This window comes from Streptomyces sp. NPDC058955, assembly GCF_042741435.1.
GTDB lineage: Bacteria > Actinomycetota > Actinomycetes > Streptomycetales > Streptomycetaceae > Streptomyces.
Map to the genome: position 1 here is coordinate 1 of NZ_JBHYKM010000013.1, position 6,258 is coordinate 6,258.

The window sequence follows — 6,258 nt, forward strand, 5'->3', positions numbered from 1 at the left end:
TTACCCACCCACCCCCCCACACAAGCTATCGTTTCGTTATTCGTGGGAACTGATTTTTTTATACCACCACGGGGGCGTGCCCTACCCGGGGCGCCGCGTCGAGCGTTCCGCGCCCTCCGGCCGCCGCGCTCCTCATGCCCGCCCCCACCCCGCCCCCGTCGATCCCGTCGACCCGCTGACCCGTCGATCCCGTCCCGGACCGGTCGCGGTCGACCGGGCTGCCCACCTGTCGAGTGAGCGCTCACTTCATCGGAGGGAAATTCTCCCCGGGTCCCCGACAGAACCGCACCCAGCTCTTGTCCAAGTCAATTGTGAGCGTTAACAATCAGGGGGTTCCCCCGACCCTGCTCCTGACGAGAGAGACCGCATCGTGACTCCACACGTTCCTCCCGGTCCCGCAGCCGGCCACCACCCCGAGGCATGCACCATCGGAGTCGACTTCGGCACCCTCTCCGGGCGCGCCGTCGTGGTCAGGGTCCGGGACGGCGCCGAACTCGGGTCGGCCGTCCACGAGTACGGCCACGCCGTCATCGAGGACCGCCTTCCCTCCACCGGAGCCACCCTGCCCCCCGACTGGGCCCTGCAGCACCCCGAGGACTGGCGCGACGTCCTGCGCACCGCCGTCCCCGCGGCGCTCGCCGCCGCCGGAGTCGACCCCGCCCAGGTCATCGGCATCGCCACCGACTTCACCGCCTGCACGGTCCTGCCGACCACCCCGGACGGCACCCCGCTCGCCCTGACGCCCGCATGGGCCGACCGCCCGCACGCCTGGCCCAAGCTGTGGAAGCACCACGCGGCCCAGGCGCAGGCCGACCGCATCAACGCCCTCGCGCACGCCCGCGGCGAGAAGTGGATCGGACGGTACGGCGGCAAGATCTCCGCTGAGTGGCAGTACGCCAAGGCCCTGCAGGTCCTGGAGGAGGACCCGGCCGTCTACGCCGCCTGCGCCCGCTGGATCGAGGCGGCCGACTGGATCGTCTGGCAGCTCACCGGCACCGAGTCCCGCAACACCTGCACCGCGGGCTACAAGGGCATCCACCAGGACGGCACGTACCCCTCGCCCGCGTTCCTCGCCGGGCTCCACCCGGACTTCGCCGACTTCCCCGCCACGCGCCTGGAACACCCGCTGTCCCCCCTCGGTTCCCGGGCCGGCGGACTGAGCGCCCGGGCCGCCCGGTGGACCGGACTCCCCGAAGGCATCGCCGTCGCCGTCGGCAACGTCGACGCCCACGTGGCCGCGCCCGCGGCGGGAGCCGTCGAGAACGGGCGGATGCTCGCGATCATGGGCACCTCCACCTGCCACGTCCTCAACGGCGCCACCCTCGCCGAGGTCCCCGGCATCTGCGGAGTCGTCGACGGCGGCATCGTCGACGGCGCCTACGGCTACGAGGCCGGCCAGAGCGCGGTCGGCGACATCTTCGCCTGGTGGCTCCGGCAGGGCGTACCGGAGCACTACCGCGCCGAGGCCGAGGCGGCGGGCGAGGACCTCCACCAGCTCCTGACCCGCAAGGCCGCCGGGCAGCCGGTCGGTGCGCACGGCCTGGTCGCCCTCGACTGGATGAACGGCAACCGCTCGCCCCTGGTCGACCACCACCTCTCCGGCGTCATCGCCGGCCTCACCCTCGACACCCGGCCCGAGGACGTCTACCGGGCCCTGCTCGAATCCACCGCCTACGGCACCCGGCTGATCGTCGAGGGCTTCGAGGACGGGGGCGTCCCCGTCGAGGAGTTCATCGTCACCGGCGGCCTGAAGAAGAACGCGCTGCTCATGCAGATCTACGCCGACGTGCTCCGCCGCCCCGTCTCCCTCGGCACCTCCGAGCAGGGGCCGGCCCTCGGCTCGGCCATCCACGCCGCCGTCGCCGCGGGCGCGCACCCCGACGTCCGCTCCGCCGCCGCCGCCATGGGCAGCGTCCAGCGCCACGCGTACCTGCCCGACCCGGCACGGGCGGACGCCTACGACGCGCTGTTCGGCGAGTACCGCGCCCTGCACGAGCACTTCGGCACCGGCCCGGACCTCCTGCTGCACCGGCTGCGCCGGATCCGCAACACCGCACGCGTCGCCACCACCGGCTGACCGACCCCGACCTCCCCGCCCCCGCACCTCCGAGGAGCACACCGACATGACGCTCGCCCAGCCCGACCGCGAGATCTGGTTTCTCACCGGCAGCCAGGCCCTCTACGGCGAGGACACCCTGGCCCAGGTCGCCGACCAGTCCCGCGCCATCTGCGACACCCTCGCCGGCAGCGACCGGCTGACCGTCCGCCTGGTCTGGAAGCCGGTCCTCACCGACGCGGCCGCCATCCGCGCGATCTGCCTGCAGGCCAACGCCGACGACCGCTGCATCGGCCTGATCGCCTGGATGCACACCTTCTCCCCGGCCAAGATGTGGATCGCCGGCCTCGACGCCCTCAGCAAGCCCCTGCTCCACCTGCACACCCAGGCCAACCGTCAACTGCCCTGGTCCACCATCGACATGGACTTCATGAACCTGAACCAGGCCGCCCACGGCGACCGCGAGTTCGGCTTCGTCCAGACCCGCCTCGGCGTCCCGCGCAAGACCGTCGCCGGCCACGTCTCCACCCCCGAGGTCGTCGACCGCATCGCCGGATGGGCCCGCGCCGCCGTCGGCCGCGCCGAACTCACCACCCTCAGACTCGCCCGGTTCGGCGACAACATGCGCGACGTCGCCGTCACCGAGGGCGACAAGGTCGAGGCGCAGCTGCGGTTCGGCGTCTCGGTCAACACCTACGGCGTCAACGACCTCGTCGCCGTGGTCGACGCCGCCCCCGAGGACAGCGTCTCCGCCCTCGTCAAGGAGTACCAGGACCTCTACGCCCTCGCGCCCGAGCTGCGGCCCGGCGGCGAGCGCCATGAATCCCTGCGCTACGCCGCCCGCGTCGAAGCCGGTCTGCGCACCTTCCTCACCGCGGGCGGGTTCCGCGCCTTCACCACCAACTTCGAGGACCTCGGGGGCCTGCGCCAGCTGCCCGGCCTCGCCGTGCAGCGCCTGATGGCGGACGGTTACGGCTTCGGCGGCGAGGGCGACTGGAAGACCTCCACCCTGCTGCGCACCCTGAAGGCGATGGCCCACGGCCTGCCGGGCGGCACGTCCTTCATGGAGGACTACACCTACGACCTGACGCCCGGTCAGGAACTCATCCTCGGCGCCCACATGTTGGAGGTCTGCCCCACCCTCACGTCGGCGACGCCCGCCTGCGAGATCCATCCGCTCGGCATCGGCGGACGCGAGGACCCGGTCCGTCTCGTCTTCGACGCGGACCCCGGTCCGGCCGTCGTCGTCGGCCTCGCCGACATGGGGGAGCGGTTCCGCCTCGTCGCCAACCGCATCGACGTCGTCGCCCCGCCGGAGCCGCTGCCCAAGCTCCCCGTCGCCCGCGCCGTCTGGCGGCCCCGCCCCGACCTGCGCACCTCCACCGAGGCGTGGTTGACGGCCGGAGCACCCCACCACACCGTCCTGACCACCGCCCTCCTCGGCGAGGAACTCGACGACCTCGCCGAGATGCTGCGCACCGAACTCGCCGTCATCGACGAGGACACCACCGTCCGGCGCTTCACCCGCGAGCTGCGCTGGAACCAGGCGTACCACCGGCTGGCGCAGAGCCTGTGACCACCCCGACCAGGACGGAGTCCGCTGTGGGCAGGACCGTTTCGAAGGAGCTGCGCCGGGAGGTGCTGGAGGCCAACCTCCGCATCCCCCGAGCCGGCCTCGCCACCCTCACCTGGGGCAACGTGAGCGGAGTCGACCGGGACGCCGGCGTCTTCGTCATCAAGCCCTCGGGCGTGACCTACGACGTCCTCAGGGAGGAGGACCTGGTCGTCGTCTCCCTGGCCGACGGAAGCGTGGTGGAAGGCCACCTGCGCCCGTCCACCGATACGGAGACGCACCGGAGCCTCTACCTGGCCTTCCCCTCGATCGGAGGCGTCACCCACACGCACTCCACCCACGCCGTCGCCTTCGCCCAGGCACGGCGCCCGATACCGGTGCTCGGCACGACCCACGCGGACACCTTCAACGGTCCCCTCCCCGTCACCGAGGCCCTCACCCCCGAACAGTGCGCCACGGACTACGAGTACAACACCGGCCAGGTCATCGTGGACCTGCTGGGCCGTGACGACACCCGGGCCCGGGAGGTCCCCGGCGCCCTGGTCGCCCACCACGGCCCCTTCACCTGGGGCGCCGACGCCACCAAGTCCCTGGAACACGCCGTCATCTGCGAGGCGGTGGCCGAGATGGCCCTGCGCACCATCGCCCTGGGCACGGTCGAACCCCCGCAGCACCTGCTGGACCGGCACTACACCCGCAAGCACGGCCCGGATGCCTACTACGGCAACCCGTCCGCCGTCTGACCGCACCGAGGGGAGCCAGGATCGTCCTGGCTCCCCTCCATGGTGCGGATGTCAGTGCGGCGGGTCAGCCGCGGGTCCACCGCTGGTTGGTGCCGTTCCAGCACGAGTACAGCTGGACCGGCGTGCCGTTGGCGGTGCCGCCGGCGGCGGCGTCGAGGCAGAGCCCGGACTGCACGCCGACGATGGAGCCGTCGGAGCCGAGGCGCCACTTCTGGTTGTCGCCGCCCCAGCAGCTGTAGATCTGCACCTTGGCGCCGTTGGCGGTGCCGGCGGCGTCCAGGCACTTGTCGCCGTAGACCCGGAGCTCACCGGCGGCGGTGTAGGTCCACTGCTGGTTGGTGCGGCCGTTGCAGTCCCACAGCTGGACCTGGGTGCCGTCGGTGGTGACGGTGCCCGGCACGTCCAGGCAGCGGCCGGAGGCGACTCCCTTGATCTGGCCGGAGCCGGGGGAGGGGGTCGGAGTGGGGGTCGGCGTGGGCGTGGGGGTGGTGGAGCCGGAGTTGAGCGCGTTGAGGACGGAGGTGTAGGCCGGCTTCTTGCTGCCGTCGCCGTTGAACAGCAGCGGCGTCTGGTCCGCCCGCCAGGAGTCGGTGTCGCGCACCCCCCAGACCGTGATGCCGAGGCAGCGCGGGACCGCCAGGCAGTCGTTGGTCACGTTGGCGTAGGTCGTGCCCGAGGCGCCCTGGATGTCGAGCTCCGTGACGGCCACGTCGACGCCGAGGGCGGCGAAACTCTGCAGGGTGGTGCGGAAGTTGCTGTTGTAGGGGCTGTCGCTGTTGAAGTGCGACTGGAAGCCGACGCAGTCGATGGGCACGCCGCGCTGCTTGAAGTCCTTGACCATGGCGTACATGGCCTGGGTCTTGGCCCAGGTCCAGTTCTCCACGTTGTAGTCGTTGTAGCAGAGCTTGGCGGCCGGGTCGGCGGCGCGCGCGGTGCGGAACGCGACCTCGATCCAGTCGTTGCCGGTGCGCTGCAGGTTCGAGTCGCGCCGGGCTCCCGAAGTGCCGTCGACGAACGCCTCGTTCACGACGTCCCACTGGGCGATCTTGCCCTTGTAGTGGCCCATCACGCCGTTGATGTGGCCGATCATGGCCTGGCGCAGCGTGCTGCCGCTGAGGTTCTGCATCCAGGCGGGCTGCTGGGAGTGCCAGGCCAGGGTGTGGCCGCGGACCTGCTTGCCGTTCTGCACCGCCCAGTTGTAGACGCGGTCGCCGGCCGTGAAGTCGAACCGGCCCTGCTGGGGTTCGGTGGCGTCGATCTTCATCTCGTTCTCGGCCGTCACCGAGTTGAACTCGCGGGCCGCGATCGTCGTGTACGTCGAGTCGTTGAGCCGACCCGAGGCGATGGCGGTGCCGAAGTAGCGACCGCTCTGTGCCGCCGCGCGCCCGAGCGTGCTCTCGGCGGCGTGCGAGGCCGGCGGCGCCACCAGCACGGTGGCGGAGCCGAGGACGCCGACGATCAGCGCCGCGCACAGGCCGCCGATTCTCCGGCGTGCGGTGGACAGGGAACGGGTGGGGGAACGCATCGGGGAACCTCCAGGACGGAAATCACGGAAGGGTTTTGAGCGCGGCAGAGGAATGCGACTTCTGCGGCGTCGGCGTCCATGGGCGAAAGAGAGCGCGTGCTGCCGGGACGCGATGATTCGAGGCCGGCACCGTGGCACGCGAGAAAAGGAGTGAAGCGGCCTCGGGAATCAGTGTGGAAACAGCGCGGAAACGTGTCAAGAGTTTCGAAGGTGTTTCGAGATCTCGGGACTCGCGTGGCCCGGCAGGTGAGGCGAAAGAGGGCGGGGGGGGGGGTGGGGGGGGGGTGGGAGGGGCCGGACCAGGCCGCGCAGCGGGGGCGAGAGGGTTGTGGAGTGGCGGTGTGGCGCGGGGCTACTAGTG

General features: G+C 71.4%; 4 protein-coding genes. 3 read left to right on the forward strand and 1 reads right to left on the reverse strand.

What is annotated here, in order from left to right:
* Nucleotides 1-370: 370 nt before the first annotated feature.
* From araB to araD, 3 genes are read left to right on the forward strand one after another with little or no spacing between them, the layout of a single operon-like run.
* On the forward strand, nucleotides 371-2,077 hold the full coding sequence (araB, locus tag ACFW1I_RS08155) for a ribulokinase (protein WP_384667334.1): 1,707 nt from the start codon (nucleotides 371-373) through the stop codon (nucleotides 2,075-2,077).
* A gap of 46 nt (nucleotides 2,078-2,123) precedes the next feature.
* Entirely contained in the window at nucleotides 2,124-3,632 is a 1,509-nt protein-coding gene (araA, locus tag ACFW1I_RS08160; protein WP_384667336.1) for an L-arabinose isomerase, read from the forward strand.
* A 26-nt stretch (nucleotides 3,633-3,658) separates the two neighbouring features.
* On the forward strand, nucleotides 3,659-4,372 hold the full coding sequence (gene araD / locus ACFW1I_RS08165; RefSeq protein ID WP_384667339.1) for an L-ribulose-5-phosphate 4-epimerase AraD: 714 nt from the start codon (nucleotides 3,659-3,661) through the stop codon (nucleotides 4,370-4,372).
* Between the two features lie 64 nt (nucleotides 4,373-4,436).
* Here araD and ACFW1I_RS08170 read toward each other — a convergent pair whose 3' ends face one another.
* Nucleotides 4,437-5,897, reverse strand: coding sequence for an endo-1,4-beta-xylanase (locus ACFW1I_RS08170; protein WP_384667341.1), 1,461 nt, complete (start codon nucleotides 5,895-5,897; stop codon nucleotides 4,437-4,439).
* Nucleotides 5,898-6,258: the final 361 nt, after the last annotated feature.